Genomic DNA, 26,559 nt, shown 5'->3' with positions numbered 1-26,559 from the left:
CCCGCGCCCAGGAACAGGGCACCGACCGCATGCTCCAGCTCTCCGCGGTCGGCCAGCGCTACGGCGACCACCAGGTCCTCCACGACATCACCCTCACCGTCCCCGCGGGCCAACTCCTGTGCGTCGTAGGCCCGTCCGGCTGCGGCAAGTCCACCCTGCTGCGCACCATCGCAGGCCTGCTCCCCGCCCGCGACGGCGAGATCATCATCGAGGGCGACCCGGTCACCGGCGTCCCCGACAGCCTGGCCGTCGTCTTCCAGGACTACGGCCGCTCCCTGTTCCCCTGGCTCACGGTCCGCGACAACGTCGCCCTGCCCCTGCGCCGCCGCGGCCTGGCCCGGACCGAACGCCGTGCCGAGGCCGACCGCATCCTCGACCGCGTCGGCCTGTCCGGCGCCGCCCGCCGCCACCCCTGGCAGCTCTCCGGCGGTATGCAGCAACGCGTCGCCATCGCTCGAGCCCTCGTCTGTCGCCCCACCCTCCTCCTCATGGACGAACCCTTCGGCTCCCTCGACGCCCAGACCCGCGAGGACCTGGAGGACCTGCTCCTGGAGGTCCACCGCACCGACGGCACGACCATCGTGTTCGTCACCCACGACATCGACGAGAGCGTCTACGTCGGCGACCGCGTCGTCGTCCTCTCCCCGGGCCCCGGTTCCAGGATCGTCCAGGACCTGCCGGTCCGGCTCCCCGGGCGGCGGGACCAGATCGCCACCCGGGGCCTGCCGGAGTTCGTCGCACTGCGCGCGGAGGTCGGACGGGCGGTGCGCGGCAAGGGAGTTCAGGAGAGCGGCGGTCCGGAGGCTCAGGAGACCTGAACGTCCTGCCACACCATCCGGTGGTCCGAGGTCGGCACCGTCGTGCCGTTGCCGACCAGCCGGTACAGCGGGTCGCCGGACGTCGGCCAGAACACGCCGTTGGCCCTCGGTATCAGCCCCCTGGACGGCAGCACATGGTCCACCCGCAGATTGCCGGGCGCCGTGTCGTTGAAGTCCGAGGTGTCGTACGCCGGATTCCCGACGTGCGAGGCGTTGGCACCGCCCTGCAGACGCGCCGCCTCCACTCCGCCCGCGCTCGACGGAGGCGTCTTCGGCAGCCGGATCGCCGGGTGGTCCAGCAACTGCCGTACGGCGTGGTCGTAGCTGTCACCGTCGTACGGATCGGCGTTGAGGTCACCCGCGATCACGAACCGCGCCCCGGGCTCCAGACCGCCCCGGCCGCCCTTGTCGTCGTACAGGTAGGCGCCGCGCCGCCGCCCGCCGATGTAGTCGGCCCACAGGCGGATCTCGTCGTGGTTGCGCCGGCCGTTGCGGTCCTCGGTGCCGTCGAAGGTGGGCGGGGTCGGATGCGAGACGAGGAAGTGGACCGTCTCGCGCCCGATGCGCAACGGCACGTCCCAGTGGCTCTTGGATGACAGCCGCAGGATCGCCCGGGCCTCGTCGCTGTAGTAGCCCTCGGGGATGACGTTGCCCGGCATGTCCTTCCACAGGAAGTGCTGGAAGGTGCGCACCGCGCGCCTGTCGATCGGGAACCTGGACAGCACGACCATGCCGTACTGCCCCGGGAACCAGCCGTAGCCGTAGGCGTCCTGGCCGTACGCGTCCGAACCCGGCGTCGTGACCGCGCCGTTCTTCCCGTCGAGGTCGACCCCGGAGGCCACTCCCGTGTTGACCGGGCCGGTGAAGTGGTACGGGAAGCGGATCGCCCGCGCGCCGCGCTGCCCGACGGCGAGGTAGTTGTCGAGGAACAGCCGGACGGCCCGGCCGCCCGCCACATAGTCGAACTCGTTGATCAGCAGCACGTCCGGAGCCACCCGCTGGATGGTCTCGGCGACATTGCGCGCCTGGGAGTTGTCCGGCGTGGACAGATCGGTGACCAGCGCGCCCTCGGTGCCGCGGTTCAGAGAGGCGTTGAACGTCGCGAAGCGCACGGTCCGGTGGCGGGAGGCGACCGCGGAGGCGGGTGCCGCGGTGGCACCGGCCAGCACGGCACCGGCGAGCGCGGTGAGCGCGGTTCGGCGGGAGAGGTCTGGCGAGCGGTGGTTCATCGGGACTCCGGTGAGGGACGGGACACGTGAACGGGTGAAGTCTGCGCGCGTAGAGATGAACGCCACAAGTCCCTCCGAGAACTCCCGAGTTCAGTCCGGATTCACGCGATGGTGTGATCATGTGTGCTGTGGCGGATGCCTCCGCAGCGCGCTGGGTAGGGCCCGGCTCATGACGCAGCAGCCCTTCGAACTCCCGCACTTCTACATGCCGTACCCCGCGCGGCTGAACCCGCATGTCGACGAGGCCCGCGCCCACTCGACCGTGTGGGCGCGCGAGATGGGCATGCTGGAGGGGTCCGGGATCTGGGAGCAGTCCGACCTCGACGCACACGACTACGGCCTGCTCTGCGCCTACACACACCCCGACTGCGACGGCCCGGCCCTCTCGCTGATCACCGACTGGTATGTGTGGGTGTTCTTCTTCGACGACCACTTCCTGGAGACCTTCAAGCGCACCCAGGACCGCGCCGGCGGCAAGGCCTACCTCGACCGGTTGCCCCTGTTCATGCCGATGGACCTGTCGACCCCGATGCCGGAGCCCGAGAACCCGGTCGAGGCGGGCCTGGCCGACCTGTGGAAGCGCACCGTGCCGTCGATGTCCGCCGACTGGCGCCGTCGTTTCGCCGTCGCCACCGAGCATCTGCTCAACGAGTCCCTGTGGGAGCTCTCGAACATCAACGAGGGGCGGATCGCCAACCCCGTCGAGTACATCGAGATGCGCCGCAAGGTCGGCGGTGCCCCCTGGTCGGCCGGTCTCGTGGAGTACGCGACGGCCGAGGTGCCGGCGTCCGTCGCCGGAACACGACCCCTGCGGGTGCTGATGGAGACCTTCTCCGACGGCGTCCACCTGCGCAACGACCTGTTCTCGTACCAGCGCGAGGTCGAGGACGAGGGCGAGCTCAGCAATGGCGTGCTCGTCCTGGAGACCTTCTTCGGCTGCACCACCCAGGAGGCCGCCGACACCGTCAACGACGTCCTCACCTCCCGTCTCCACCAGTTCGAGCACACCGCCCTGACCGAGGTTCCTGCCGTCGCCCTGGAGAAGGGTCTTTCCCCGGCCGAGGTGTCGGCCGTCGCCAAGTACACCCAAGGACTCCAGGACTGGCAGTCCGGCGGCCACGAATGGCACATGCGCTCCAGCCGTTACATGAACGCCCGCGCCGAGACCACCTCCCCCTGGCAGACCCTGACCGGCCCCGGCACCTCCGCCGCGGACGTCGGCGCCCTGCTCGCCGCGGCCGGCGCCGAGCGACTGCGCGCCCACACGCACGTGCCGTTCCAGAAGGTCGGCCCGTCCCTGCTGCCCGACTTCTACATGCCCTTCCAGGTCGAGCTCAGCCCGCACCTGCCCGCCGCCAGGCCCCGCCTCACCCAGTGGATGCACCGCATGGGCATGCTCCAGGAAGGCGTCTGGGACGAGGACCGGCTCGCCGCCGCCGACCTCCCCCTCTGCTCGGCGGGCCTCGACCCGGACGCGAGCCCCGAGGCCCTGGACCTCAGCTCGCACTGGCTCGCCTGGGGGACCTACGGCGACGACTACTACCCGCTCGTCTTCGGCGCCCGCCGTGATCTCGCCGCCGCCCGCCTGACCACCCAGCGCCTGTCGGACTGCATGCCCCTCGACGGCGAACAGACCCTGATCCCCGTCAACGGCATGGAGCGCGGCCTGATCGACCTGTGGGCACGCACCACGGCGGAGATGACCCCCGACCAGCGGCGCACCCTCAAGGACGCCGTGAACGTCATGACCGAGAGCTGGGTCTGGGAACTCGCCAACCAGCTCCTGAACCGCATCCCCGACCCGGTCGACTACCTGGAGATGCGGCGCGCCACCTTCGGCTCCGACCTGACCCTGAGCATGTGCCGCATGGGCCACGGCCCCGCCGTCCCTCCGGAGGTCTACCGCAGCGGACCCGTCCGCTCACTGGAGAACGCGGCCATCGACTACGGCATGCTCATCAACGACGTCTTCTCGTACCAGAAGGAGATCGAGTACGAGGGCGAGGTCCACAACGCCATCCTCGTCGTGCAGAACTTCTTCGGCATCGACTACCCGACCGCACTGAGGGTCGTCCACGATCTGATGACCCAGCGCATGCAGCAGTTCGAGCATGTCGCCGCGCACGAACTGCCCATCGTGTACGAAGACTTCGAGCTCTCGGCCGAAGCGCGCGAGGTCATGCGGGGCTATGTGACCGACCTTCAGAACTGGATGGCGGGCATCCTGAACTGGCACCGCGCGGTCGACCGCTACAAGCCCGAACACCTCGCCCACCGCACCCACGGCTTCCTCCCGGACCGCCCACCGGCACTTCCCCTGGCGGGCTGACCGTCGGGGGATATCCGGTGCGCTGCCCATGCTGACCCCCGCACCCGCCGAACGCTTCGTTCCTGCTCGTCGACTTCCGTGCCTTCGCCGGCCGCACGCTCCGTCTGGTCGACAAGGGCCCGAACCAGCCCGCCGGTGTGCCCGACCCGGCGTTCATGGAGTCTTGCGTCCAGGAAGGCCAGGGGGACACCTTCGAACTGCCCGAGGTGCTCTCCGGCTCCCACACCGGCCGACGCCACTCCGCGCGGGGCGGGCAGCCGGGCTGACGCCCACTCAGGCAGGCTGACGTGCCCCGCGGTGCCGGGCGTGCTCCACCGCGGCCCGCGCCAGCGCCCGGACGACCGGGTGCGGGCGTGAGCCGTCGCCGGACAGTTCCGGCTGGAACAGTGTGGCCAGGAAGAAGGGGTGGCCCGGGAGTTCGGCGATCCGGACCTGCCCGTCCTCGTCGTGCCCGGAGAAGCGCAGGCCGTGCGCGCGCAGGGTGTCCAGATGGCGGGAGGGGCCGTAGGCGCAGAAGTAGCGCTCCACGGTCCGATCGGAACCGATCGCCGACTGGGCCAGCGATCCCGGTTCGACGTTCACCACGCCCTCGTGGTCGACGAGGGAACAGGCCAGCGGTTCGATGAGGAGGTCGGCGGCGTCCGGGTCGTTCTCGGCGTGCGCCACCCGCGTCAGCCCGCAGACATTGCGGGCGTACTCAAGCAGCGCGTGCTGGAACCCGGCGCATGTGCCGAGGAGGGGGATGCCCGCCTCACGCGCGGTGCGGATCGCCGCGAGGGCTCCCGCCTCGCTGCGGTAGGGGCTGCCCGGCACCACCCACACCGCATCGAACCCACGTACGACGTCGGTGTCCTCGGCGCCCTCGGACGGGACCCAGTACGCGTCGAGCACCAGCCCGTCACGTTCGACCAGGGCCTCCAGCAGGCCGGGGATGCGGGTGTGCGAGACCACGTTGGGGGAGCGGTCTCCCACCAGGGCGATCCGGGCGGTTCGTGCCGTGTTCATCGTCATGTCGGCATCCTGACGGGCGCCCGAGGATCGCGTCCAACGATGATTACTGCACTCTTGATAAGCAACTCTGATGCAATGCTGAGCGCATGGACCCGCACCTCCTGCGCACCTACGTCACCGTCGCCCGCCTCGCCTCCTTCTCCGAGGCCGCCCGCGAGCTCGGCTACACCCAGTCGGCGGTGTCCCAGCACATCGCGGCACTCGAACAGGACCTCGGCGCGCCGCTGCTCACCCGTCGCCCCGTCGCCCCCACCGCGGCCGGCGCACGGCTTCTCGAACACGCGGAGCCGCTGCTGCTGCGCCTGGACGCGGCCCGCGCGGACGTCGCCAGGACCGCAGCCGCGCCCGCACCGGGCCTGACCCTCGCGGCCGCGCCCACGGCGCTCGGACCGCGGATCCTCGCCGCCCTCCCGGCGGTCGGCGTGACCGTGCGGGTGACGGGCCGCGACGCGGTTCCCGTGGCCGTCGCCACCGGCACGGCCGATGTCGGCCTCATCGACGGCCTGGCCGCCCCCAGCGACCCGCTGCGGCTGCCCGACGTGGCCCCGCTGACCACCCGCGGCATCGCGGAGGGGCCCGTGTGCGTCCTGCTGCCGGACACCCATCCGCTGGCCCGGCGCGCCGGACTGCGCCTCGGCGACCTCGCCGACGCCCGCTGGATCGACGCCCCCGACACCGCCCTGCCGCTGACCCAGCTCCGCGCCGCGAACGGCGGTCACGGTTTCCGGCCCGCCCTGCGCTACGAGGGCACCGACGTCGGCGTTCTGACCGCCCTCGCCGCCGCGGGGCACGGCCTGGCCCTGCTGCCCCGGTCCGCGGCCACCGGGGTGCCGGGCACGGTCGCCGTGCCGGTCGACCGTCCGAGGGTCGTGCACCGGACGGAACTGGTGTACGCGGGCACACCGGGCGGAGCCGCGGCGGACTTCGTCGACCTGCTGGTTCCGGCCGCTTCCCGCTCCTGACCACCCGTCAGTCTCACTCGTTCGTGGCTCGTCGCGCGCCGGTGCGCCGGGTAGAAACCAGCCGGTGGTGATCCAGCCGGAGGCGATCCATGGAACAGACTGCGTTGCGCCCCAAGCCGATGCCCGGTCAGGAGCCCGGCGGCGGCCGGAAGCCCGGGCCCGCCCGGCGCCCGCACGCCGCACGCCGGCGCGGACGCCGGTTCACGACCCTGCTGTTCGGCCTGCTCGTCGCGGCCCTCCTGGTGCTGTCGGGGGTGGGCCTCGGCACGGTGGGCGCCACCGTGATCAGCATGAGCAAACTGGCCGAACTCCGACAGCGGGCGGGAGCACACCCGGCGGGCCCGTCCACCTCGGCGGGCCCCAGCCCTTCTCCGCCGTCCGGAACGCCGACGACCGGCCGCTCGCCCGCCCCCGCCCCTGTCGTCGCCACCCTCGGCCTGGAGGCCGTGGACGCCGAGAAGGCGGGCGCGCTGGTGATCGGCGTCCACGTCCCCGGCCCGGGCTATACGGCGGGCCTGGTCCGCGGCGACGTACTGCTCGCCTTCGACCGCACCCGCGTCGACTCGGCGGACGACCTCGCACGAGCCGTCGCCGGCGCCCGTCCCGGCCGCGAGATCGTCCTCACGGTCCGCCACCGCAGTGGCGGCTACCAGCAGCTGACGGCGGTACCGGGCGTCGTCACGTGACCCGTGCCCACCGCAGGGCCGGTGCCCGTGGGAGCCGATCCAGTCGGTCGAGGTGAGAAAACCACTGGTCCGACCCCGGCCCTCGGCGCCACGATGAGCCCATGCCGACCACGCTCCTCGCCTTCCTGGGGGCCTGCACCCTCATCGCCGCGTCCCCCGGGCCGAGCACCGTGCTGATCATCAAGCAGTCGCTGCACAGCCGACGCTCCGGCTTCCTGACCGTGCTCGGCAACGAGACCGGTGTGTTCATCTGGGGCGTCGTCGCCGCGCTGGGCCTGACCGCGCTCCTGACAGCGTCCGAGATCGCCTACGACGTGATGCGGATCGTCGGTGCTGTCGTACTCGTCGCCTTCGGCGTCCAGGCGCTGCGCCAGGCGCGCCGCTCCAAGGGGGCCGCGGACGACGGCGGCTGGGAGAGCACCGGCAGGACCGGCTGGGCCGCCTACCGCGCGGGACTGCTGCTCAACCTCGCCAACCCCAAGGCGGCCGTCTTCGCCATGTCCTTCCTGCCGCAGTTCGTCCCCGAGGGCGCCCCGCACCTGCCCACCATGGTCGGGCTCGCCGCTCTCTGGGCGGTCTATGAGATCGGCTACTACGGCCTCTACGTGTGGTTCGTCGGCAGGCTGCGGGCCGTGCTGTCCCGCGCGGGCGTGCGCCGACGCCTCGAACAGGTCTCCGGAGGCGTGCTGCTGCTCCTCGGCGTCCGGATGGCCCTGGAGAGCTGACGTACGGCTGCCTGGGGAACTGACGCGGGAGCGGCTGCCTTCCGGCTCCGCGCGAAAGACATGTCGATCGGCTCGCGCGCCCCTCTCCGGCCGGGCAGGATGCTGCCCAAAGACCATCACCCGCCCAGGGAGGCCCGGAATGACCGGCACCGCAGCGCCCTTCGTCGCCGACGACTACAGGGCCCGCATGCAGCGCGCGGCACGGTCGGCCGCCGAGGCCGGACTGGCCGGACTCCTGGTGGCGCCGGGGCCGGACCTGGTGTGGCTCACCGGCTACGCGCCCACCGCCACCACCGAACGGCTTACCCTGCTGGTCCTCGCGCCCGGACAGGACCCCGTCCTCGTCGTTCCCACCCTAGAGGCCCCGGACGCGGCCAACGCCGCCGGCGCGAGCGCCCTGAGCCTGCGCGACTGGACCGACGGCAAGGACCCCTACGCCGTCACCGCGGCCCTCCTGGACGCCGCCGGCCGCTTCGGTATCAGCGACAACGCCTGGGCCATGCACCTGCTGGGCCTGCAGAAGGCGCTGCCCGGAACCTCGTACGCATCACTCACCGAGGCCCTGCCGATGCTCCGGGCCGTCAAGGACCAGGCGGAGCTGGAGCTGTTGGCGGCCGCGGGAGCGGCCGCTGACGCAACGTTCGAGGAGATCCGGAAGGTTCCCTTCGGCGGCCGCCGGGAGTCCGAGGTCGCCGCCGACCTCAGCCGGCTGCTGATCGAGCACGGGCACACACAGGTGGACTTCACCATCGTCGCCTCGGGACCGAACGGCGCCAACCCGCACCACGAGGTCGGCGACCGGATCATCGAACGCGGCGACATGGTCGTCCTCGACTTCGGCGGCCTCAAGGACGGCTACGGCTCCGACACCTCCCGTACGGTCCACGTCGGCGAACCCACCGACGAGGAGCGCAGGGTCCACGACCTGGTGCGCGCGGCCCAGGAGGCGGGCTTCGGGGCGGTACGGCCCGGCGTGCCCTGTCAGGAGGTCGACCGGGCCGCCCGCGCGGTCATCGCCGACGCCGGTTACGGCGAGTACTTCATCCACCGCACCGGGCACGGCATCGGCGTCACCACGCACGAACCGCCGTACATGATCGAGGGCGAGGAACAGCCCCTCGTCCCGGGCATGTGCTTCTCCGTGGAGCCCGGCGTCTATCTGCCGGGCCGTTTCGGGGTACGCATCGAGGACATCGTCACGGTCACCGAGGACGGCGGCCGCAGGCTCAACGACACCACCCGCGAGATGGTCATAGTGGACTGACCGAGCCCAAGAGCCCACCACCCATCGAGTGACTACGGCGCGACCATGACCCAGGCACCGACACCCACCGCGGACACGGTCCGCCGGCTGGTCCGTACCCTGCTCAAGGACAGCCCGCCCGGCGCGGCCGGAACCGGCGGGCCCGAAGTCAGGCCCGTCGCCGAGGGCGGCGAGCACTCCACCTGGTGGGTCGGCACCCGGCATGTGCTGCGTCTCGCCGACGACCGAGAGGCCTCCGTCCGCAGGCGCCGCGAGCTGCGCCTGCGCGACCTGGTCCGCCCGCACGTCCCGGTCGCGGTGCCGACCAGCGTGGCGCAGGGCGAGTGGGCGCCCGGGCTGGCCTACACCCTGGACACCAAGGTGCCCGGCGGCTCGGCGGAGGAGCACGACGTGTCCGCCGTCGGCGAGGCCGACCTGGCCGGGCTGCTCACGGGGCTGCGCGAGGTGCCGCTACGGCAGGCCGAGGCGCTCGGTGTCCCGCGGGTCGCCCCGCGCTCCCTGGAGGCGCTGCGCCGGGAGGCCGGACGGGCCGCCGAACTTCTGCACGCGGCCGACGAGTTCGACCCGGCCCGGCTCCAGCAGCTCACCCCGCCCGCCGCGGTCCAGCTCGCCGCGCAACCCGGCAGCGCGGTCCTCGTGCACCACGCCCTGACCGGTGAGCACCTCGTCGTCAGCGCCGACGGCCGGGTGCGTGGTGTCCTCGACTGGACCGGCACGGTCGTCGGCGACCCCGCCGAGGACATCGCGGGCCTCGCGCTCGCCGTCGGCTCACCCGCCGCGGTCCGCGCCGCCACCCTCGCCGGCTACGGCGCCCGCCCCTGTCTGCGCGGCCTGTGGCTGGCCCGCTGCGACACCGTGATCCGTCTCGCGGCACACCTCGAAGGCCGCGAGGGCGCATCCCTGAGCCTGCTGAGGGCCCGCCTCGGGCGCGCCTGGGAGGCGATCCTGCTGGAGCGGGTCACGGAGCTGCGGGACGAGGAGACGGACGAGGCGGGGTTGTAGGCGGGGCGTTGTGGGCGGGGAGTTGTAGGCGGGGAGTTGTAGGCGTCTCCACCTGGTCTTTTCCACCCTGCTTCCACCCGGGGGTCGAGGTGTCGAGGGGCGCCGGAGCCGGACAGTCGATGCATGACGATCTCCGACTGGCTCAGCCGGGGGCGGCGGCCCTGTGGGTGGTCAGCATGGGCTTCCGGCTCGGCTTCGGGGTGTGATGCTCCCACGCCTCCGGCGGGGCGCACGTGGCCCGCTTCTCCGTCGATCACGACATCACCGGCGGACAGGCGTGGGTGGCCGACCTGCTCCTCGTGGCCTTCGGGGAGGTCGTCGTCCGTCTCGCCGTCATCCCGTGAGAAGGGTGAACCGGGCGGAGCGCAGGTGAGCCCGGGGAGCCACGCCACCGATGCCCCCAGGTCACGCCTGCAGCAGCACCACGCACGACTCCCCGGGCACATGCAGCACCCCGTCCGCGCCCGGCGCCTCCACCGGCTCCCAGGCCGCCAGGACCTGCGCCTCGCGGGGACCCAGCGGGATGGCGGCGGGCGACTTCGCGAGGTTCACGGCCACTCGGACGTCCCCGCGGCGGAAGGCGAGCCAGCGCTGGTCCTCGTCGTGGGCGACCTTGGTGTCGGCGAGGTCGGGGTCGGTGATGTCGGGCTGTTTGTGCCGCAGCGCGAGGAGCCGGCGGTACCAGGCCAGCACACGCGCGTGGGGCTCGCGTTCGAGCTCGGACCAGTCGAGGCAGGAGCGGTCCCGGGTCGCCGGGTCCTGCGGATCGGGCACGTCCTCCTCGGCCCACCCGTGCTCCGCGAACTCCCGCCGCCTGCCCCGCCGTACGGCGTCGGCGAGCTCGGGATCGGTGTGGTCGGTGAAGAACTGCCAGGGGGTGCCCGCCGCCCACTCCTCGCCCATGAACAGCATCGGGGTGAAGGGCGCGGTCAGCGTGAGGGTCGCCGCGCAGGCCAGCAGGCCGGGGGAGAGGGACGCGGCCAGCCGGTCGCCCTGGGCGCGGTTGCCGACCTGGTCGTGGGTCTGGGTGTAGCCGAGCAGCCGGTGCGCCGCCGCGCGCGTACGGTCCAGCGGGCGCCCGTGGGCACGGCCGCGGAAGCTGGAGTAGGTGCCGTCGTGGAAGTAGCCGCCGGTCAGCGTCTTGGCGACCGCCGCGAGGGGAGCGCGGGCGAAGTCGGCGTAGTAGCCCTGGGACTCGCCCGTCAGTGCGGTGTGCAGGGCGTGGTGGAAGTCGTCGTTCCACTGCGCGTGCAGGCCGAGACCGCCCTGCGCGCGGGGCGTGACGAGCCGGGGGTCGTTCAGGTCCGACTCCGCGACCAGGAACAGCGGCCGCCCCAGGTCGGCGGAGAGGGAGTCGACGGCCGTCGACAGCTCCTCCAGGAAGTGGCACGCGCGTGTGTCCGCCAGCGCGTGCACGGCGTCCAGGCGCAGTCCGTCGATCCGGTAGTCCCGCAGCCAGGAAAGGGCACTGCCAAGGAGGTAGGCGCGTACTTCGTCGGAGCCGGGCGCGTCCAGGTTGACCGCGGAACCCCAGGGGGTGTGATGGGTGTCGGTGAAGTACGGCCCGAAGGCGGGCAGGTAGTTGCCGGACGGCCCCAGATGGTTGTGCACCACGTCCAGGACCACTCCGAGGCCCAGTTCGTGGGCCCGGTCGACGAAACGCTTGAGAGCCTCGGGACCGCCGTAGGGCTCGTGCACGGCCCACAGGGAGACGCCCTCGTAACCCCAGCCGTGCCGACCGGGGAAGGGGCACAGGGGCATCAACTCGACGTGGGTGACGCCGAGTTCGACGAGGTGGTCGAGGCGGGCGGCGGCCGCGTCCAGGGTGCCCTCACGCGTGTACGTGCCCACATGCAGTTCGTAGAGGACCGCGCCCGGCAGTGGACGGCCCGCCCACCGCGTACGCCAGGCGTAACGCTCGTGCTCGACGACCGCGCTGAGCCCGTCCGGGCCGTCCGGCTGACGGCGCGAGCGTGGATCGGGCAGTACCGGGCCGTCGTCCAGCGCGTAGCCGTACCGGGTGCCGTCCCCGGCCTCCGCTTCTGCCCACCACCATCCCGCGCGCTCCGGATCGCGCTCCAACGCGTGCGTGGCGCCCTCGCAATGGAGCGTCACTCGGCCGGCCTTCGGTGCCCACACCTCGAACTGCACGGACGGTCCCCTTCGTCTGCTCACCGTGATGTAGCCCGTCCATGGTGCGTCAAACGAGATCAATCCGCCTTTGAATCTTGCCCTTTGCGACAGGTGTCGTCAGGTGCGCGCGTGTGGCGGCCGTTGTCTCGTTTTCTGGACACCCGGGGTTCACTGCCCGACAATCACGAACGTGACGTCGTCCTTCGAGTTCAACACGTACCCCGCGCGGCTGTCCGACGTGGAGCGCGACAAGGCGCTGAAGGTGCTCCGTGACGGCGTCGCCATGGGCCGCCTGTCGCACGACACGTTCGTCCGCCGGATGGAACTGGCCCTCATCGCCCGCCGGTCCGACGAACTCGCCGCGCTCACCGCCGACCTGCCCCAGGAGAGCCGGGTCTCGCGCCTGGTGTTCGGCACCGTCGAGGCGGTCTCCGGCTTCACCGTACGGCTGCGCAGGGCGTGGCAGGCCGAGCGCCTGCCCAAGCTGCTGCTGCCGCATCCCGGCAGTGGCCACGCGCTGCGGATCGGCCGGGACCCGGCCAACGGCCTGCGGCTGACCCACGAGACGGTCTCCCGGGTCCACGCCGAACTCAGCCGCCAGGGCGGCATGTGGGTACTGCGGGACCTGGGGTCCACCAACGGCACCACGGTCAACGGCCGGAGGGTCATCGGTGCCGCCGTCGTCCGTGAGGGCGACCAGGTCGGGTTCGGCCAGATGGCCTTCCGGCTCGCGGTCAACTGAGCCCAACCTCACCTCTGGCCTGGGCTTTACGTGCTGTCGCGGCCCAAAGCCCTTTCCGTCGCGTGGTGTTGACGTACCCCTCAAGTCGTGACTGACTGTGCGTACACCATGCACACCAGGTGAACCGACGGCACCACATTGTGGAGGTGTGCCCTGCCGCCCCTCCTCCGCTACCCGACCGTCGACGAGCTCGGCGCCCGGGCCGCAGCGCTCGTCGCCCGCCATCCCGCGGACGCCCGGCTGCGCCGGGTCGGCACCTCCCGCGCGGGCAACCCGATGTGGCTGCTCTCCGTCGGCCACGGCAGCCGCCAGACACTCGTCGTCGCGGGACCGCACGCCAACGAGCCGGTGGGCGGCGGCTCCGTCCTCAGACTCGCCGAGCGGACCCTGACCGACCCCCGGCTCACCGTCGGGGCCGACGCCACCTGGAACCTGCTGCTCTGCCTCGACCCGGACGGTCTGCGTCGCAACGAGGGCTGGCTGCGCGGCCCGTACGCCCTCGACCGCTACTTCCGGAACTTCTTCCGGCCCGGCTTCGGCGAGCAGCCGGAATGGCTGCCCGACGGCGCGGAGGCCGCCGCGCTCCCGGAGACCCGCACCCTCCTCGCCCTCCAGGACGAACTGCGGCCCTTCCTGCAGTGCTCCCTGCACGGCGTCGACGTCGGCGGCGGCTTCGTCGAACTCACCCGCGACCTGCCAGGGATCGCCCGGCGCGTCGCCCACACCGCGGCCCGGCTACGCGTCCCGCGCGAGGTCGGCCCCTACGACACCCTGTACTGGCCGTGTCTCGGGCCCGCCGTCTACCGGATCCCGCCGCCCCGCCGCGGCGACCTGGCCGCCGCCATCACCGAGGCCGCCGTCGAGTCGACCTGGTACCACCCGCACCGCTACGGCACCGTGACCGCCGTCGTCGAGTCGCCCATGTGGGGCGTGGCCGCCGTCGAGGACGGCAGCACGCCCGCCGACGCGGCCGCCGTGCTGCGCACCGTCAGCCACGCGCTGCGCCGCGACGCGCGGCTCCTGGAGGACGTCCTGGCACGGATCCGCCCGTACGTCTCGGACGTCCCGGACGCGGCGCGGCTGATCGCCCCGGTCGAGGACTACTTACTGGTCGGCCCCGGACTCGCCGACGCCTGGGACCCCGACGTCGCCGACGGCAGCCGCCCGTTGCCGCCGCTCAGCACCGGCCACCTGGCCGCCCTGCGCATCGCGGGGCGCCGCCTCGCCCTGCGCACGGCGGGACTCCTGCACCAGCTCGTGATCTGCGCGGGCACCGACCCGGCCGGTGCGCTGCCGGAACTGGACCGGCTCATCGACACCTGGTGCGCCGACTACCGCGACGGCTTCGGGGCACGCTGGATCCCGGTGCCGCGCCAGATCGAGTACCAGTCCCGGGTCGTGCTCGCCGCGTTCGAGCTCGCCGCACGGCACGCGCCCGCGTGCTCCCGTTCGGGTGAGCCGGAGTGGGGACCCGAGGCCGCGGTGCCGATGCATTGGGAATGACGTACACGATCACAGCGACAGCAGTACGGCGGACGGCACGCGCGGGTCTGACGGTGGCCGCCGCCCTCCTCCTCGCCGCGGCTACGCCCGCGACGGCCGGGTCCTCCGACGGCGGCGACCATCTCTACCTCATGGTCACCAAGGGCGACGGCCGCTCCAGCGACACCCGCGGCACCCTCCTGCTGTGCGACCCGCCCCAGGGCCACGGCCGAGCCGCCGAGGCCTGCGCCCAACTCGACGCCGTCGGCGGCGACCTCGACGCCCTGCCGCCCTCCGACATCCGGTGCCCGATGATCTACGCGCCGGTCACCGCCCAGGCCCGCGGAGCGTGGAACGGCAGGCCGGTCGAGTACCGGCACACCTTCTCCAACGGATGCGTGATGGCGGCGCGCACCGGGGCGGTCTTCGCGCTGGAGAGCTGACGCGCGCGGCGTTGTCGTGCGGCGCTGCACGCGCGCGTGGAGCGGCCTCAGTCCGCCCGCTCGCGCGCGTGCAGCGCCACCGTCACGACCGTGCGGGCCTGGTGCTCGACCTGGTGCTCCAGCGGCACCCAGCGGGCCCGGAAGCGATCGGCGAAGGCGTCGCTCCAGGCCCTGACGAGTCGTTCGAGACGCGGTGCCGCGCGGTCGTCGGTCTCCCGCAGGACCCGCAGCAGCATGGCCGCCGCCCGCAGCGGCAGCCGCCGCGAGAACGCGTCCACGCTGCCGATGTACGCCCTGGTGTCATCGGCGGGAGGCGTGCGGATCCAGTCGGCGGCCAGCCCCGGCACCAGCTCCAGGCCCCACGTCGCGGCCCGCAGCAACGGCCCGTCGGCCCCCTCAAGACGCGGCCGCGCCTCCGCCAGCACCCGGTCCACCGCCCGCGACTCCCGCAGCAGCCGGTCCGCCAGCCGCCGCACCGCCGCCGCCGGAGCCGGATGCGGAGCCGGGTCGTCCACCAGGTCGCTCGCCCACATCGGCACCTCGACGACCGCGGTCAGACCGCCGTAACGGTGCGCGTGGTACCAGGTACTGAGCCGTGCGTCGTCCGGCATGCTCGGGTACGCCGCCCCCGCGCCCGGCGCCGGCATCACATGCACCCCGGGCCCGGACGCGGGCCATCCCGCGGCGTCCGAGGCGCCCGTCTCCACCGGGATGTGCAGCTCCGCCGCGGAGCGGGCGAACGGCTCGGCGAGACCGGGGACGTCCTTCGTCAACTGCACCCAGCTGCCGCCGAGATCGGTGCCGTGCAGGGTCACCTGGAGGAAGGGCCGCAGTTCGTCGATCACGCCGGTCAGGGCGCGGGTCTCGGGCGGCAGCCGGTCGGGCGGCAGCATCGACGGCGCCCACTCCGGCTGCTCCTCGCCCGCCGGCCGGAAGAAGCCGAGGTGGTAGTCGAACAGGCTGCGCGGCGCCGGGGTGGCATGGAGGCTGGCCCCGTCGGGGTCCGCGCACAGCAGGAAGTGCCAGGACGTGTCAGACGTCAACTTCCGCTCGACCAGGACCCGTTCGGCCACCGCCAGCGCCGCCGGTCCGCCGGTCGGTTCGTTGGAGTGGGCGCCCGCGACCACCAGGACGGCCCGCCGGGCCCGGCCGATCGACAGCACATGAAGGGGCCTGCCCGCGCGTGAGACCCCCACCTGCCTGAGCCGGCAGATGTCGGGCCGCCGCGCGGCCAACGCTCGCGCGGAGGCGACCAGTTCGGTCAGCGTGGGGTAGCGCAGCTCCGGCAGGAGACTCACCCCCGACACGTCCGACCGCCTTCGCAATCCGCAGTACCCCACGGCCTGGTTGAGCTGTCAAGCACGTCATGGGGGAGGCTCCGGGGGGCGCCCAGAAGCAGGTGAAGGCAGCCGGTAGAGCCGTAGGTGCCAGCGGGGTGGCCCGCGCCCCTCCGGCCGGGCACCGAGCCGCCGCGCATTGCCGGCGCAGCCCTGACGTGACTCAGTGCGCCGCCCCGTCCGTCGTGCGCTCCCGCTCACTCGCGTTCCGACTTCACCCGTCCGTGCGTTCCAGCAGCGCCACCGGTGACTCCCCCAAGAGCTCCTCCACGCGCACGTGCCCGGAGAACTCCCGCTCCGGAGCCAGCACGTCGCTCCACACCCCCGGCGGCAGCGGCAGTACCGTGTCCCGCCAGCCGCCCGCCTCCGCCAGCCGCAGCGACAGCCGGGTCACCGCGGTGACCACCTCTCCGGAACGCACGAACGCCGCGCAAAGGGCCGCCGCCGGCCCCTCCGCGGTCAGCGGCGCGTATGTCGCGGCGTCCCCGAACACATCCGGCCGACGTCGGCGCAGCCGTAGCGCCGCGGCCGTGAGTGCGCCCTTGTCGCCGGAGTCCTCCGGCGGGAACCGCACCGGCCGCCGGTTGTCCGGGTCCACCAGCGCCAGATACTCGCCCTCCGTGCCCTGGTACACGTCCGGTACGCCGGGCATCGTCAGCTGCACCAGGGCCGCGCCCAGCACGTTCGCCCTGATGTGCCGCTTCAGCCGTTCCCGCAGCTCCGCCACCTGCTCGCCCTGCGGCCCGCACGGCCCGGCCGCGACGAACGCCGCCACCGCCTCCTCGTAGGCGGGCTCCTGCTCCGTCCAGCTCGTGTACAGCCCCGCTTCGCGCACATGCTTGAGCAACGCCTCACCCACCCGCTCCCCAGCCGCCGGACCGAGCCCGAAGACGGTCTGCCAGGCCGCCCACGCCACCTGCGCGTCCGGCACGCCCTCGCCGGTGCGCGTCACCTCGGCCAGCGTGTCCGCCCACCACTCGGGGCACTCGGTGAGCACGGCCAGCGCGGCCCGTACGTCGGCACTGCGCTTGGTGTCGTGCGTCGACACCACGGTCCCCGTCACCGGCCAGTCGCGCTGCACGCGCGCGCAGTAGGCATGGAACTCCTCGGGGGAGACGGCCGGGCTCCCGGGGTTCCCGCCCACCTCGGTCGCCGACAGCAGTGGCACATACCGGTAGAACGCCGTGTCCTCCACCGACTTGGCCCGCAGCGCCGACGAGGTCTGCGCGAACCGCGTCCGGAACTCCACCCGCTCGGCACTCTCACCGAACCGCCCCAGCACCAGATCCCGGACGACGTCGACGGCGCCCGCCTCCTCCGGCACCACGAAGGCGAGCCGGGCCTCGGCCGCGGCCTCCTCGGTGACGACGGCGGCGGCGTCCGAGGAGCCGTAGGGCCGGTAGACCTCCATCCGCACCAGCAGCTCCTGGAGCGCGACCCGCAGGGCCCAGGGCGCGCGGTCGCGCAGGTCCGGTTCCGGGGACACGGCACACACGCGTGCCGCCACCCGCGTCAGCCGCTCGGTCTCGGCGGCCAGCTCGTGCGTGATCACCTTGTACGCCGCCCGCCGTACCGTCGCCGCCCAGTCGCCGCCGCGGTCCGTCTGCGGGGCCGCGAACCGCCGGTACTGTCCGAGGAGTTCCCCGAACCCCGCCGGGTCCGTGAACAGCCCGTCGATGTGCCTGAGGGCGTCGTACCCGGTCGTGCCCGCCACCGGCCACGAGGCGGGCAGCTGCTCCCCGTCCGCGAGGATCTTCTCGACGACCGTCCAGCGGCCGCCGGTCGCCTCGTGCAGCCGCTGGAGGTAGGTGTCGGGGTCGGCGAGGCCGTCGGGGTGGTCGATCCGCAGGCCGTCCACCACGCCCTCGTGCAGCAGCTGGAGGATCTTGGCGTGGGTGGCCTCGAAGACCTCCGGGTCCTCGACCCGCACCCCGATCAGCTCCGAGATGCTGAAGAAGCGTCGGTAGTTGAGCTCCGTACGGGCCAGCCGCCACCACACCGGGCGGTACCACTGCGCGTCCAGCAACTCCGGCAACGGCAGCTCCTCGGTGCCCTCGCGGAGCGGGAACTCATGGTCGTAGTAGCGCAGCACCTTCCCGTCTACCGTGAGGTTGCCGAGCTCCGCGCCGGCCGGCTGCCCCAGCACCGGCAGCAGCACCTGGCCGCCCTGCGCCTCCCAGTCGATGTCGAACCAGCGCGCGTACGGCGACTTCGGGCCCTCGCGCAACACCTCCCACAGGGCGCGGTTGTGGCGCGGGACCATCGCCATGTGGTTCGGCACGATGTCCACCACCAGGCCGAGCCCGTGCTCCCGCGCGGTGCGCGCCAGCGCCCGCAGCCCGTCCTCGCCGCCCAGCTCCTCGCGCACGCGCGCGTGGTCCACGACGTCGTAGCCGTGCGTCGACCCCGGGACGGACTCCAGGACCGGGGACAGGTGCAGATGCGAGACCCCGAGCGAGGCCAGGTACGGCACGGCAGCCGCGGCGGCCCCGAACGGGAACTCGGGCTGCAGCTGCAGCCGGTATGTGGCCGTCGGGACCGCCGGGTCGGGTCGCTCAGATGTCATGCCAACCTACGTACCCGCCCTGCCGCCTTTCGTGCCATCGCGTGCTCCATGTGCCCTCTCCTAGACCGGCCGCTGCAGCACCGTCAGGCTGCGGTCCACCAGGGTCAGCCGGTCCCCGGCCTGTACCTTCGCCCCCGTGCCCGGCGGTACCCCGTCCGGGCGGGCGGTGTCGACCACGACCTGCCACTGCCGGCCGTGGTTGACCGGCACCACGAACTCCAGCGTCTTCGGCGAGGCGTTGAACATCAGCAGGAACGAGTCGTCGCTGATCCGCTCCCCACGGGGGCCGGGCTCGGAGATCGCGTTGCCGTTGAGGAACACCGACAGCGCCGAGGCCTGCGCCCGGTCCCAGTCCCGCTGGGCCATCTCCTTGCCCTCCGGAGTGAACCAGGCGATGTCCGACAGCTCGTCGTGGGTGCCCTCCACGGGCCGCCCGTGGAAGAAGCGGCGGCGCCGGAAGACCGGGTGGTCCTTGCGCAGCCACACCATCGCGCGCGTGAAGTCGAGCAGCTCGCTGCCGAGCCCGGTCCCGTCCTCGCCGGCCTCCGGCCACTGCACCCAGGCCAGCTCGCTGTCCTGGCAGTAGGCGTTGTTGTTGCCGCGCTGGGTGCGCGCCACCTCGTCGCCGTGACTGATCATCGGCACGCCCTGGGACAGCATCAGCGTGGCGATGAAGTTGCGCATCTGCCGGGCCCGCAGCTCCCGCACGGCGGGGTCGTTCGTCTCGCCCTCCGCCCCGCAGTTCCAGGACCGGTTGTGGCTCTCGCCGTCGCGGTTGTCCTCGCCGTTGTCCTGGTTGTGCTTGTCGTTGTACGAGACGAGGTCGCGCAGGGTGAAACCGTCGTGGCAGGTGACGAAGTTGATGGAGGCGAGCGGCCGCCGCCCGTCGTCCTGGTAGAGGTCGGAGGACCCGGTGAGCCGGGACGCGAACTCCGCGAGCGCGCGATGCTCACCCCGCCACACGTCCCGTACGGTGTCGCGGTACTTGCCGTTCCACTCGGTCCACAGCGGCGGGAAGTTGCCCACCTGGTAGCCGCCCTCACCGACGTCCCACGGCTCGGCGATCAGCTTCACCTGGGAGACCACCGGGTCCTGCTGCACCAGGTCGAAGAACGACGACAGCCGGTCCACCTCGTGGAACTGCCGGGCCAGGGTGGCCGCGAGGTCGAAGCGGAAACCGTCCACATGCATCTCGGTGACCCAGTACCGCAGCGAGTCCATGATCAGCTGGAGGACGTGCGGGGACCGCATGAGCAGGGAGTTCCCGGTGCCCGTGGTGTCCATGTAGTAGCGGGGATCGTCCGTGAGCCGGTAGTACTGCGGGTTGTCGAGGCCCTTGAAGGACAGCGTCGGCCCCAGATGGTTGCCCTCGGCCGTGTGGTTGTAGACCACGTCCAGGATGACCTCTATGCCGGCCTCGTGCAGCGCCCGGACCGCCGACTTGAACTCCAGGACCTGCTGGCCCCGGTCGCCCCAGGAGGCGTACGCGTTGTGCGGGGCGAAGAAGCCGATGGTGTTGTAGCCCCAGTAGTTGTTGAGGCCCATGTCGACCAGGCGGTGGTCGTTCACGAACTGGTGGACCGGCATCAGCTCCAGCGTCGTGACGCCGAGCTCTACCAGGTGCTCGATGATCGCCGGGTGCGCGAGCGCGGCGTAGGTGCCGCGCAGCTCCTCCGGAAGCCCCGGGTGCCGCATCGTGAGGCCCTTGACGTGCGCCTCGTAGATCACCGTCTCGTGGTACCCGATCCGCGGCCGCCGGTCGTCGCCCCAGTCGAAATACGGGTTGACCACGACCGACGTCATGGTGTGCGGCGCCGAGTCGAGGTCGTTGCGCTTGTCGGGCGAGTCGAAGTGGTAGCCGTACACCTCCTCGCCCCAGCGGATCGAACCGCTGATCGCGCGCGCGTACGGGTCGAGCAGCAGCTTCGACGAGTTGCAGCGCAGGCCGCGCTCAGGCGCGTACGGGCCGTGCGCGCGGAAGCCGTAGCGCTGTCCGGGCATCACGCCGGGCAGATACGCGTGCCGTACGAACGCGTCGCTCTCCCGCAGTTCCACCGCCGTTTCCGAGCCGTCGTCGTGCAGCAGACACAGCTCTACTCGGTCCGCGGCCTCCGTGAAGACCGCGAAGTTGGTACCGGCGCCGTCGTACGTGGCACCGAGTGGATACGCCTCTCCAGGCCAGACCTGCATGCGACGACTCTTTCAGGTGTCCCGCGCCGCGTGTGGCGCCTTGGCCCCGAGTGTCCACGAAAGTGAGGGAACCACCTATGACTTACGTCCCTCTTACCGATCGACCAGTGCACAGGGCGATCACAGGATCGGTCCGTGCCGAACCATTGGGGCAGACACGTACTCCCGGAGTCATGGGGGGAGTAGGGGGAAGATGTGCGCAAGATAGTGCACCGCCACCTCGGGAAAGTGGTGGCAGGTGCGGCCATCGCGGTGGCCGGGACCGCCGTGATGATCGGGATCACCCTGCCGGGCACGGCGGGGGCTGACGACACGGGAACCGGCAAGGCGGCCGCGGGACAGTCCGCGGCGCAGGCCGGACAGGGCCAGGACGGGGCCGTCGCGCCCGGGGTCGTCGAGCAGGCCCCGGCCGCCGAGGGCGACAAGGGCAAGGGCCGCGACCCGCTCACCGACGACGAGATCCAGCGGGTCGAACAGATCGCCGTGAACCGGCAGATGCTCAACGCCACCGAGGACGTGGAGGGCGAGCGCGGCCCCGAGCGGCTCACCGTCGACCTCGCCGACCCCAAGGCCGACGAACTGGACGACCCGGACGCGCCCCGGCGCGCGGTGGTGACGCTCTACGACTACCGGGACGACACCCTCGTCACCAAGACCGTCGACCTCGACACCGGCAAGGTCGACGCGACCGGCACCCAGCACGGCGTCCAGCCGCCGCTGAGCAGCGCCGAGTACGCCGAGGCGGCGAGCCTTCTGATCGCCGACCCGCTGGGCGCGGACCTGAAGGCCGACTACAAGGACGCCACCGACAAGGAACTCACCGACCCGAACCAGCTGCTGCTCACCGGCGCGGTGTACCGGGCGGTGCCGGGCGGCCAGCCCGCCGTGCTCGACCAGTGCGGCGAACACCGCTGCGTGCGGCTGTTCCCGAAGGTGAAGAACGGCCCCTGGATCGACGCCAGGTCCTTCGTGATCGATCTGAGCGCCCGCAAGGTCGCCAAGCTCGGCAGCTGAGCCTGCTCCACTCCGTCCACTTTTCCCACCTGCTCCTTCCGCAAGGGAGTCATTTCTTCATGCGTGTCAACAGAATCAGCCGCGCGCGCAGGCACGCGGCCCTCGGCGTGTCCGTGGCCGCGCTGGCCGCCGGTGTCACGACCGGTGCGGGACCCGCCGCCGCCCAGCCGAAGGCCGCCGCCGCGGCGGCCGCGGAGTGCAGCACCGCCTACAAGATCGAGCAGAAGCTCTCCAGCGGCACGACCTGGCGGATGTGCTGGCGCTACGACAGCAAGGCCGGGCTCGTCCTTGAGGACATCTCCTACCAGCCCAAGGGCGAGGCCTCGCCCATCAAGGTCCTCAACAGCGCCCGGCTCGGCCAGATCCACGTCCCCTACGACGACGGCAGCGTCGAGTACGACGACCTGACGGGCTTCGGCTTCGCGCAGGGGCTGATGAACCTGGACCCGGGCGAGTGCCCCGGCGGCACCATAAAGAGCGTCAAGGTCCCGGACGCCTGGGATCCGGAGCACCCGAACGTCAACGGTCTGTGCACCACGACCCGCTCCCGCGGCCACGCCTACCGCATGCAGGGCGACAGCGCCAACAAGGTCTACCAGGCCCAGGGCAAGGACCTGCTGGTCTACTCGGTCAACCAGGTCGGCTGGTACGAGTACATGACCGAGTGGCGCTTCCAGGACGACGGCACCGTCACGATGAACCTGGGCGCGACCGGCAGCCTCTCCTACTACGACTACGACGCCGGCGACGGCCGTGGCTGGCCCATCGGCAAGGGTCCCCGCGCCCAGGCCACCAGCCACAGCCACAACGCCTTCTGGCGCCTGGACTTCGCCCTCGACGGCTCCTCCAAGAACCGGGTCGAGCAGTACGACTCGACGGTCACCGCGGCCGCCCAGGGCCAGCAGGCGCCCACCACCAAGACCACCCGCACGCCGGTCACCAAGGAACTCGCCGGCGACGCCAAGAGCTACCGCTGGTGGCGCATGGTCAGCGCGGTCGGCAAGAACAAGGACTGGCACCCGCGGTCGTACGAGATCGTCCCCGGCCCGAGCACCAAGTACCCGGGGCGCGGCTTCACCAAGCACGACGTGTACTTCACCGAGTACAACGAGTGCGAGCAGTTCGCCAGCAACAACACCGGCAACTGCGGCGCCGGAGCAGGCAAGTCCGTCGACAAGTGGGTCAACGGACAGGCCCTCACCCACCCGGTGGTCTGGATGAACGTGGGCTTCCACCACATCGCCCGCGACGAGGACCAGCAGCCGATGCCGGTCCACTGGCAGGGATTCTCCATCGCCCCCAGGGACGTCACGGCTATGAATCCGCTCACTCCGGCCGAGCTCGTCGGGCAGAACGGGCAGTGGACGCCCGGTAGTTGAGATTGACCCTGTCCATCCGGCTGCACCGCCGACCGCTCCCGGAGTACCCTTCCTTGATCGTTGGGTGGGGGCGGACCCTCGGGAGTTCTCGGGGGAGCGGAAGGCGGTGCGTGGGTGGGCTCGGGAGGGCTGGAGTTGCCCCCTGGTGACGAGGGTCACGAGGGGAACTCCTCAGACGCCCCGCCCGGCACGGTGTCCCTGGCACGGCCGATGGACGCGGGAGCGACGATCGGGCCGGAGCTGGACTGGGACGCCGACGCCTGGCGCGAGGTACGTACGCGCGCCCAGCGGGCGGGCCGGGCCTACATCTGGCTGAACCTCGTCGAACAGCGGCTGCGGGCCGTCGTGGCCGCTGTTCTGCGCCCCATCTACGAACCCGTCCACGGCGACGACTGGGTGGTGGCAGCCGCCGGGCCCGCCGGACAGGAATGGGTCCAGCGCGCGGTCGCCGTCCGCGAAGTGAGCCGCCGCAAGGGCTACTTGCTCGACCCCGCCGACGACAATGTGCTCAGCTTCCTCACCCTGCCCCAGCTGCGCGAGCTCATGGTGCAGCACTGGCCGTGCTTCGAGCCCTACTTCGACGAGCGCCGGGACGTCGAACTCGCCCTGGACGAACTGGAAGTCACCCGCAACGTCGTCTCCCGCAACCGCGCCCTGTCCGAGGCGGTCCTCGGCCAGGCCGAGCGCGCCTCCGCCAAACTCCTCGAGATACTCGGCGCCGGCGGCGACGTACCGTCCGCCCGGCGGCTGCCCGTCGACGCGGTCGAGGACCTCGTCGGCGACCGGTACGCCGACGTGGTCGCCGTGCACCAGGACCGGGTGCGGCTGCTGCGCCAGTTCCCCGCGGAGGACATCTTCGGCGGGGCCCGCCGTCTGGACGCCGTCGGCATCGGCCTCAACCTCCTCGTGCAGAACTTCTCCGGCCGCCGACTGATCCGCCTTGCCGAGGCCGGCTGCCGGGTGCGGCTGCTGTTCCTGAACCCGGCCTCCAGCGCGGTCAAGCGGCGCGAGCGGGAACTGGGCATGAAACGCGGCGAGTTGAGCCGCGCCGTCGAGATGAACATCCTGCACATGCGCCGGGTGCGGTCCCGGCTGCGCGACCCGGGCGCTTTCGAGATCCAGGTCTACGACGAGACCCCGCGCTTCACGGCCTACCTCGTGGACGGCGACGGCTCGGACGGCATAGCGGTCGTGCAGTCCTATCTGCGCCGGTCGAGGGGGATGGAGGCACCGGTCCTCGTGCTGCGCAACGGCAACCGGGTCGTCAAGCCGGGCGATGTGGACGACAGCGGTCTCTTCCCGACCTACCGCGAGGAGTTCGAGATGAACTGGGTGGATTCGCGCCCGGTGTCCTGAACTGTCGCAAGGGGGCAGGGGCGCAGGGTCGCAAAGCGGAATGCGGTCCTCTGATTGTCAGTGGCGCATGGGAAGGTGGAGACCACTGGGGGAAAGCACCACCAAGAAGGGGGACCGCCCATGGGCTGGCACCGAGAGCTGCTGATCGGCTTCGACCTGGAGACCACCGGCACCGATCCGCGCGAGGCGCGCATCGTCACGGGAGCCGTGATCGAGGTCAGGGACGGGCAGCCGATCGGGCACCGGGAGTGGCTGGCGGACCCGGGCGTGGAGATTCCGGCGGACGCCGTCGCGGTGCACGGCATCAGCAACGAACGGGCGGCCACCGAGGGCCGCCCCGCCGACCAGGTCGCCGACGCCATCGCGGACGTCCTGACGAGCTACTGGAGGACGGGCGTCCCGGTCGTCGCGTACAACGCCGCTTTCGATCTGAGCCTGCTCTCCGCCGAACTGCGCCGCTACGGCCTGCCGTCTTTGCGTGAGCGTCTGGGCGGCCTCGATCCCGCCCCGGTCATCGACCCGTACACCATCGACCGCTCGGTGGACCGCTACCGCCGCGGCAAGCGCAACCTCGAAGCGGTGTGCACGGAGTACGGCGTCGCGGTGGACGCCGCCCATGACGCCTCCGCCGATGCCCTCGCCGCGGCCCGGCTCGCCTGTGCGATAGCCGCCCGCCATCCCAAGGTCGCCGCCTTCGGCCCGGCCGAACTGCACCGCCGCCAGATCGAGTGGTACGCGGAATGGGCGGCCGACTTCCAGGGCTTCCTGCGCCGCAAGGGCGACGCGACGGCGGTGGTCGACGGCACATGGCCGCTGCGCGAGTCGGCGGACGAGACAGTGTGAGAGGCAGTCACTCCGACAGGGCGCTCGCGATGGGTTCCACCCGTGGTGCGGTGCCCTCTCCGGCGGGCTGAACCTCGGTGCGGCGCGGGGTGGTTGAGCGATGGGCGCGTTCCACTGACTGCCCCCAGTAGGTACCGGCGATCATCATGACCGCGCCGAGCCCGGTCAGTACGGTGAAGTGCTCGCCGCCCAGAGCGACCCCCACCGCGGCGGCCCAGATCGGCTCCGTGCCCAGCAGCAGACTGGCCCGGCTTGCGGAGGTGCGCTGCACCGCCCAGGTCTGGGCGAGGAAGGCGAACACACTGCAGAACAGGGCGAGATAGAGCAGCTGCGTCCAGGTGGCGGTGCCGGCGTGGGCCAGCGCCGGAAGATCGCGCGCGGCCAAGGGGAGGAACAGGACCGTGCCGACGAGGGTCTGCACGGTCGTGAGGTGCAGCGGCCGTATCGCCCGGCCCGCGGTGAGGCGGCCGACCAGGGCCACATGGCCGGCCCGTACGACCGCGGCACCGAGCATCAGCAGGTCCCCGAGGCGGGGTGCGTGGAAGCCGTTGCCCGCCATGAGGAGCCCGACGGCCAGGACGCACAGTCCGGCGGCGGCGTAGAAGACGGGCGGCAGACCGACGGGGTGACCGGTGCGGTCGAGAAGGGGGGTGAGGACGATGGTCAGGCTGATGATGAGCCCCGCGTTGGCAGCACTGGTGTGGGCGACACCGTAGGTTTCGACGACCAGGACGGCGGCCTGGGTGAGGCCGAGCGGGACACCGGCGCGCAGTTCGTCGCGCGTCCACCGGCGCGACGTCCGACCGCGGGAGGCGATGACTCCCAGACAGGCGAACGCGGACAGGGCGTAGCGGGCGAAGAGCACCAGCAGGACAGGGAGAGCGGTCGTCGCTGTCTGGGCGGAGAGATAGCTCGAACCCCAGACGATCGCGACCAGCAGGAGTACCGAGTCGGTACGGCGGGCGTCGGACACCTGCCCACCCTGCACCGAGCCGTCTCTGAAGCCCAGAGCCAGTTCCTTAAACGATCTTTTAGTACTCCTACACTG

21 protein-coding genes are annotated in these 26,559 nt (G+C 71.9%); 14 read left to right on the top strand and 7 right to left on the bottom strand.

Annotation, left to right across the window (positions count from 1 at the left end; translation table 11 throughout):
- Positions 1-29 precede the first annotated feature (29 nt).
- The gene (locus AB0D34_RS06030; protein ID WP_362657816.1) at positions 30-818 is read left to right on the top strand and encodes an ABC transporter ATP-binding protein; all 789 of its coding nucleotides are present in this window, start codon (positions 30-32) and stop codon (positions 816-818) included.
- On the opposite strand, the gene AB0D34_RS06025 is transcribed toward AB0D34_RS06030, so the two are convergent.
- On the bottom strand, positions 806-2,047 hold the full coding sequence (locus tag AB0D34_RS06025; RefSeq protein ID WP_362657129.1) for an endonuclease/exonuclease/phosphatase family protein: 1,242 nt from the start codon (positions 2,045-2,047) through the stop codon (positions 806-808). The genes AB0D34_RS06030 and AB0D34_RS06025 overlap by 13 nt on opposite strands.
- 169 nt (positions 2,048-2,216) lie before the next feature.
- Between AB0D34_RS06025 and cyc2 the strand changes: the two genes are divergently transcribed.
- The gene (gene cyc2, locus AB0D34_RS06020) at positions 2,217-4,376 is read left to right on the top strand and encodes a germacradienol/geosmin synthase Cyc2 (RefSeq protein ID WP_362657126.1); all 2,160 of its coding nucleotides are present in this window, start codon (positions 2,217-2,219) and stop codon (positions 4,374-4,376) included.
- A 273-nt stretch (positions 4,377-4,649) separates the two neighbouring features.
- Here the strand turns inward: cyc2 and AB0D34_RS06015 are convergent, their stop codons facing one another.
- Positions 4,650-5,387, bottom strand: a complete 738-nt coding sequence (locus tag AB0D34_RS06015; RefSeq protein WP_362657123.1) for a hypothetical protein — start codon at positions 5,385-5,387, stop codon at positions 4,650-4,652.
- A gap of 86 nt (positions 5,388-5,473) precedes the next feature.
- Between AB0D34_RS06015 and AB0D34_RS06010 the strand changes: the two genes are divergently transcribed.
- The 5 genes from AB0D34_RS06010 (at position 5,474) to AB0D34_RS05990 (ending at position 10,026) form a co-directional block, all read left to right on the top strand.
- Positions 5,474-6,349, top strand: a complete 876-nt coding sequence (locus AB0D34_RS06010; protein ID WP_362657120.1) for a LysR family transcriptional regulator — start codon at positions 5,474-5,476, stop codon at positions 6,347-6,349.
- Between the two features lie 89 nt (positions 6,350-6,438).
- Positions 6,439-7,035 (top strand): PDZ domain-containing protein, encoded by a 597-nt coding sequence (locus tag AB0D34_RS06005; RefSeq protein ID WP_362657117.1) that lies wholly within the window; start codon positions 6,439-6,441, stop codon positions 7,033-7,035.
- Positions 7,036-7,136: 101 nt separating this feature from the next.
- Entirely contained in the window at positions 7,137-7,760 is a 624-nt protein-coding gene (locus AB0D34_RS06000; protein ID WP_362657114.1) for a LysE family translocator, read from the top strand.
- A gap of 139 nt (positions 7,761-7,899) precedes the next feature.
- The gene (locus AB0D34_RS05995; protein ID WP_362657111.1) at positions 7,900-9,024 is read left to right on the top strand and encodes an aminopeptidase P family protein; all 1,125 of its coding nucleotides are present in this window, start codon (positions 7,900-7,902) and stop codon (positions 9,022-9,024) included.
- A 45-nt stretch (positions 9,025-9,069) separates the two neighbouring features.
- A complete protein-coding gene (locus AB0D34_RS05990) occupies positions 9,070-10,026 on the top strand; it encodes an aminoglycoside phosphotransferase family protein (RefSeq protein WP_362657108.1) in 957 nt (318 codons plus the stop codon).
- Positions 10,027-10,431: 405 nt separating this feature from the next.
- Here the strand turns inward: AB0D34_RS05990 and treZ are convergent, their stop codons facing one another.
- Complete coding sequence (gene treZ / locus AB0D34_RS05985) at positions 10,432-12,177, bottom strand: malto-oligosyltrehalose trehalohydrolase (protein WP_362657105.1); 1,746 nt, start codon at positions 12,175-12,177, stop codon at positions 10,432-10,434.
- Positions 12,178-12,349: 172 nt separating this feature from the next.
- Between treZ and AB0D34_RS05980 the strand changes: the two genes are divergently transcribed.
- From AB0D34_RS05980 to AB0D34_RS05970, 3 genes are all read left to right on the top strand, one after another.
- Positions 12,350-12,901 (top strand): DUF1707 and FHA domain-containing protein, encoded by a 552-nt coding sequence (locus tag AB0D34_RS05980; RefSeq protein ID WP_362657102.1) that lies wholly within the window; start codon positions 12,350-12,352, stop codon positions 12,899-12,901.
- 138 nt (positions 12,902-13,039) lie between these two features.
- On the top strand, positions 13,040-14,404 hold the full coding sequence (locus AB0D34_RS05975; protein WP_362657099.1) for a M14 family zinc carboxypeptidase: 1,365 nt from the start codon (positions 13,040-13,042) through the stop codon (positions 14,402-14,404).
- Positions 14,401-14,826, top strand: coding sequence for an SSI family serine proteinase inhibitor (locus AB0D34_RS05970; RefSeq protein WP_362657096.1), 426 nt, complete (start codon positions 14,401-14,403; stop codon positions 14,824-14,826). The genes AB0D34_RS05975 and AB0D34_RS05970 overlap by 4 nt, the downstream gene beginning before the upstream one ends.
- A 47-nt stretch (positions 14,827-14,873) precedes the next feature.
- Here AB0D34_RS05970 and AB0D34_RS05965 read toward each other — a convergent pair whose 3' ends face one another.
- The 3 genes from AB0D34_RS05965 to glgX all read right to left on the bottom strand — a co-directional run bounded on the left by AB0D34_RS05965 (position 14,874) and on the right by glgX (position 20,919).
- The gene (locus tag AB0D34_RS05965) at positions 14,874-16,124 is read right to left on the bottom strand and encodes a M14 family zinc carboxypeptidase (protein WP_362657813.1); all 1,251 of its coding nucleotides are present in this window, start codon (positions 16,122-16,124) and stop codon (positions 14,874-14,876) included.
- A gap of 253 nt (positions 16,125-16,377) precedes the next feature.
- Positions 16,378-18,729, bottom strand: coding sequence for a malto-oligosyltrehalose synthase (treY, locus tag AB0D34_RS05960; protein ID WP_362657093.1), 2,352 nt, complete (start codon positions 18,727-18,729; stop codon positions 16,378-16,380).
- Positions 18,730-18,789: 60 nt separating this feature from the next.
- Positions 18,790-20,919, bottom strand: a complete 2,130-nt coding sequence (glgX, locus tag AB0D34_RS05955; protein ID WP_362657090.1) for a glycogen debranching protein GlgX — start codon at positions 20,917-20,919, stop codon at positions 18,790-18,792.
- A 195-nt stretch (positions 20,920-21,114) separates the two neighbouring features.
- On the opposite strand from glgX, the gene AB0D34_RS05950 reads away from it, so the two are divergent.
- The 4 genes from AB0D34_RS05950 to AB0D34_RS05935 all read left to right on the top strand — a co-directional run bounded on the left by AB0D34_RS05950 (position 21,115) and on the right by AB0D34_RS05935 (position 25,511).
- Entirely contained in the window at positions 21,115-21,933 is an 819-nt protein-coding gene (locus AB0D34_RS05950) for a Tat pathway signal sequence domain protein (protein WP_362657087.1), read from the top strand.
- A gap of 59 nt (positions 21,934-21,992) precedes the next feature.
- On the top strand, positions 21,993-23,312 hold the full coding sequence (locus AB0D34_RS05945) for a copper amine oxidase (protein ID WP_362657084.1): 1,320 nt from the start codon (positions 21,993-21,995) through the stop codon (positions 23,310-23,312).
- 114 nt (positions 23,313-23,426) lie between these two features.
- The gene (locus AB0D34_RS05940; protein WP_362657081.1) at positions 23,427-24,668 is read left to right on the top strand and encodes an SAV2148 family HEPN domain-containing protein; all 1,242 of its coding nucleotides are present in this window, start codon (positions 23,427-23,429) and stop codon (positions 24,666-24,668) included.
- 120 nt (positions 24,669-24,788) lie between these two features.
- On the top strand, positions 24,789-25,511 hold the full coding sequence (locus tag AB0D34_RS05935) for a 3'-5' exonuclease (RefSeq protein WP_362657078.1): 723 nt from the start codon (positions 24,789-24,791) through the stop codon (positions 25,509-25,511).
- 7 nt (positions 25,512-25,518) lie between these two features.
- Here the strand turns inward: AB0D34_RS05935 and AB0D34_RS05930 are convergent, their stop codons facing one another.
- Positions 25,519-26,484, bottom strand: coding sequence for a DMT family transporter (locus AB0D34_RS05930; RefSeq protein WP_362657075.1), 966 nt, complete (start codon positions 26,482-26,484; stop codon positions 25,519-25,521).
- Positions 26,485-26,559 lie beyond the last annotated feature (75 nt).

The sequence above is a fragment of the Streptomyces sp. NPDC048420 genome, assembly GCF_040651535.1.
Lineage (GTDB): Bacteria > Actinomycetota > Actinomycetes > Streptomycetales > Streptomycetaceae > Streptomyces.
This window is presented reverse-complemented; position numbering and strand designations above follow the sequence as displayed.